Below are 2,837 nucleotides of genomic sequence, written 5' to 3'. Positions count from 1 at the left end.
CTTTCGACAGAAGTTTTTATCAGGATCCGAGGAAGGGGCACGAAGAAAGATGAGCGAACGTACGCGGGCACTTGAAGACGAGCACCTCCAGGCTGCCATCGACGAGGCAATGCAGAACGTGGAGGAACTGGAGGCTGACAGCTGCAGGAGCGCCGCCGCTGCCTGGTACGGGACATATCAGACCCTGCACCGCTTCCTTCACACCCCTGAATGCCTCCCGGCGTCAAAGACGCGCCTACGATAAAACCGACAGACCAGGGAGGGACACCGCCAGATGATCACCATTGCCGCCACCAAAGAACCGGACCGTTTTCACGTGGTCTGCCGTGAATGCCTCTGGACCCCCGGCAGGCAGATGCCCTGGAACGACGCTAACGATACCGGCGCGGCCCACGGCCCCGAATGCCCCGGATCAGTCCCGAAAACAGCCACCCGCACCCAGATCAACCGTGCCAGAAAGCTTCTGTCCGGCGACTACTAAAACGTCCACCATCTATAGGCCGCACACACAGTACATCCCCCTGGGGCTTCAGCTGAACCGCGGCTCGCTTAGACTCAATGGTGAAAGCGCCCTGCCAAGTCTGTTGATCTGACAATCGTGGACCTCCTGCAGGGCGCTTTTCCATGCCCTGGCCACTGCCGTCCCCCTACCGGAAACCGTGCATGCATTGGTTGATACCGATGTCGGACGCCAAACAGCCCGCCCCCGTTCTGCGAAGCAGACCGAGACTGCCCACAGCACTTTACGAAGCCGCCTCCTGCCCTGGCCCCGTATCCACCCCGCAAAATTGAAGATCCCAGGGAGCCGTCGACGCCGCGCATGCTGCCGCCGGGTAACTGCCCGGATTTCCCGGAATCGCTCCGCTCCATCTGGAGCGTCGCCTTGATGTGGCCAAGGTGGCTGCCACCGCCCATGCCGGGGCCCCGCTCATCGCAGCCCGAGCCCTCGTGAGGTATCGACGGGTCCGAAGAGGCTGGGAGGCAGTCATATTGGGACCATTGGCTGCTCCGTTGTGGTCCGCGCGCTTCATGTCCAGGCTGTCGGGATCGAGGCCGGCGGATGAGCGGCGGACTCGTTGCCTTCGGGCAGATCATCATGCGGATGGAAGCCGAACATGCTGCACAAGCCGAGGCAGTTATGGAGTCCGGGCGGGACAGCTCTTAGCCACTACCCGCCCCGGCGGGCAGGGTAAGCCCGGCCAGGGACCAGGACCGGGCCGGCCGCATTGCCGCGCCGAATCCTTCACGGCCCAGCCTGCCCGGGCAGAACCCGGGACGCCTGGCCGGGCAGACCCCGGGATGCCTGGCCGGGGGCTGGACTCCTGGACCCTGTCCGGGCCGTCGATTGATGGGGATGTCGCATGGGCCAACGATCCCAACGCTATTGACAGCCCAGTCTCGCCCCGCCTATATTTGTTTATACACAATCAACAAAATAGGAATGGTTCCCGTGGCGGTTACCGCTTTGCTTATACCAACCGATATGGCTTAACCATTGGAGACCCGTGAGCTGGAGGCAGATCTGAAGACCCTGCAGTCGCTGGTGGGCGGCGACATTGAAGCCGTGGGTGATGCATTGATGACTGTGTACCTGAATGAGCTGGGCAAGGCCGCGGGAATGCCTCATAACCTGCGGGCGAGCCTGCTGTGCCGGGCTGATGGCCTGATCCGGGCAGAGGACTGGATCGCGGGACCGGCCGTCGTTCTGGCGCCCGGCCCAGACGGGCAGGATTCCAGCGTCCGTCCCGGAGTTATTGCGGCCGGCGGCCGTCTGTCGGATGCCCTGGCCCGCATCAGCGGCTAATTCAATCGGGACGGCCGGGGACTCTCGGCCGCCCGGAGCCCTAGGAAGGATGGATCCATGGCTTCACTTGCTCTGACCCACACCCCGGCCGCCGGGACCTTGCTTGATGGAACCGTCCGGAGTGACGGGTCGAATCTGGTGTTGAAGGAGCTGGGCTGGCGCTGGTCCCGTGGCATTGGCTGCTGGTATGTCCCCAGGTCCCGGGACGCTGCTCCCGACCACTGCCTCATCGATCTCACCCTGGAGCGGCTGGGCGCCGAAGGCTTCAGCGTGGACACCGAGATAGATGAAGGTTTCCGTTCCGCCTCGGAGGTTCAGGCAGACCACCTTGACCGCGCCACGGAGCGGGCCGAAGCGCTGGAGGCCAGGACCGAAGCGAAAACCTGTGCGGCCGCCAACGCTTCACAACGGCATCGTCAGATGGCCGATCGGATTCCGTTCGGCCAGCCCATCCTGATCGGGCACCACTGCCAGGCACGGATACGCCGCCACTATGACCAGGTCGCCAGGGCTAACGATCGGGCGGTGAAGGCGGCGGAGGCTGCAGAAGCTACCCGCAAAGCCGAGGTGGCGGTTCCGGTCTCCCCTGAGCGCCAGAATCCGGTCACGGTGTACAGCCGGATCGAAAAGCTCAAGGCCGATCTGCGCTCCATCGAACGACGCCTGAACGGATACCGCCGCACCCTCTACGGCGGCAACTACGACATCACTCCGCCGGCCAAGGGGACATACTGCCAGGGCCTGCTGGCCAGGCAAGGCCAGCTGACCGACCAGCTCGCCTACTGGAACGGGATCCGCCCCCGGCAGAGCGCCGCCGGCATGGCCACCGACTACTCAAAGAACACCGTCAAAGCCGGGGACCTGGTCAAGATCAACGGCCGCTGGCATCGGGTCCTGCGCGCCAACCCCAAGACCGTCACCGTCACCAGCGACAACGGCTTCCCGCTGAAGGCCAGCTACCCCTCCATACAGGAGTACCAGCGCACCGAATAGCCCCGCCGCACCGGCAGAGGAAAGGAGGGCAGGCCAATGC

The 2,837-nt window shown here is 64.1% G+C and carries 4 protein-coding genes; all 4 read left to right on the top strand.

What is annotated here, in order from left to right:
- On the top strand, positions 1-244 hold a 244-nt coding region (locus tag AC5RVV_RS17150; RefSeq protein WP_494002576.1), incomplete at its 5' end, for a hypothetical protein.
- A 30-nt stretch (positions 245-274) separates the two neighbouring features.
- Positions 275-481, top strand: a complete 207-nt coding sequence (locus AC5RVV_RS17145) for a hypothetical protein (protein ID WP_493986677.1) — start codon at positions 275-277, stop codon at positions 479-481.
- 1,014 nt (positions 482-1,495) lie between these two features.
- Entirely contained in the window at positions 1,496-1,804 is a 309-nt protein-coding gene (locus AC5RVV_RS17140; RefSeq protein WP_493986678.1) for a DUF3846 domain-containing protein, read from the top strand.
- Between the two features lie 57 nt (positions 1,805-1,861).
- On the top strand, positions 1,862-2,797 hold the full coding sequence (locus tag AC5RVV_RS17135; protein WP_493986679.1) for a DUF3560 domain-containing protein: 936 nt from the start codon (positions 1,862-1,864) through the stop codon (positions 2,795-2,797).
- Positions 2,798-2,837 lie beyond the last annotated feature (40 nt).

The sequence above is a fragment of the Arthrobacter sp. MDT2-34-1 genome, assembly GCF_059091365.1.
The sequence above is the reverse complement of the archived record's forward strand: the minus strand, read 5'-3'. Positions and strand labels throughout refer to the sequence as shown.

Coding starts and splice junctions, on each gene's coding strand:
- AC5RVV_RS17145 (WP_493986677.1), top strand. CDS start 275: ATGATCACCATTGCCGCCACCAAAGAACCGGACCGTTTTCACGTGGTC.
- AC5RVV_RS17135 (WP_493986679.1), top strand. CDS start 1,862: ATGGCTTCACTTGCTCTGACCCACACCCCGGCCGCCGGGACCTTGCTT.